Origin of the sequence: Belnapia arida, assembly GCF_016773205.1 — a bacterium.
Lineage (GTDB): Bacteria > Pseudomonadota > Alphaproteobacteria > Acetobacterales > Acetobacteraceae > Belnapia > Belnapia arida.
This window is the reverse complement of record NZ_JAETWB010000158.1, coordinates 1-835: the sequence shown is the minus strand read 5'-3', so window position 1 is coordinate 835 and position 835 is coordinate 1. Positions and strand designations below refer to the sequence as shown.

The window sequence follows — 835 nt, the reverse complement described above, 5'->3', positions numbered from 1 at the left end:
GTCAGGTTGATCGGGGATTGGCTGGTCGGGACCGATCCGGTAGGTGGCCGGAATGAGCCTCCCAGCCGCCAAGTCGCCCTATGTCGGCTATCGCTTTCCGGCGGAGGTCATCAGCCAGGCGGTGTGGCTATACTTTCGCTTCCCACTCAGCCTGCGCATGGTCGAGGAGATGATGGCAGCACGCTGCATTGTCGTCAGCCATGAGACTGTGCGGCAGTGGGCGCTCAAGTTCGGCCAGGAGTTCGCCAACCGGATCTGGCGAAGGCTGCCCCGCACCGGAGACAAGTGGCACCTCGACGAGGTCGCAATCAGGATTGCTGGGATACAACACTGGCTCTGGCGTGCCGTGGACCAGACCGGGTTGGTGCTCGACGTGCTGGTGCAGAGCCGACGCGATAAGCAGGCCGCCAAGCGCCTGCTGCGCAAGCTTCTGAAGCGGCAATGCCGGGCGCCCCGCGTCATGGTCACCGACAAGCTCCCGAGTTATAGGGCGGCCAAGCGGGAGGTGATGCCAGGCGTCGAGCACCGCCAGCACAAGGGCCTCAACAACCGGGCCGAGAATTCACATCAGCCGACGCGACGACGAGACCGGCGAGTGAAGCGCTTCAAGTCGCCTCGGCAGGCACAGCGCTTCCTTTCCGCTCACAGCCAGATCGCCAGCCTCTTCCATCTCCGCCGCGACCACGTCACCGCCATCGAGTATCGTGCCGTAAGGGCGCGGGCGTTCGAAATGTGGGCGGACACCAGCGGGGTTGCCGCTGCTGCCTAAACTCTGCTGCGCGTCGCCTTCGGCATGCCAGCGCGGCGGCCGAAGGGTCGACAAGTTGACGGTGCC

General features: G+C 64.9%; 1 protein-coding gene. It reads left to right on the top strand.

Annotation, left to right across the window (positions count from 1 at the left end; translation table 11 throughout):
• The first annotated feature begins 52 nt into the window (after positions 1-52).
• Positions 53-769 carry an IS6 family transposase gene (locus JMJ56_RS33175; RefSeq protein ID WP_202836129.1) on the top strand — a complete coding sequence of 239 codons (717 nt, stop codon included), beginning with the start codon at positions 53-55 and terminating at the stop codon, positions 767-769.
• Positions 770-835 lie beyond the last annotated feature (66 nt).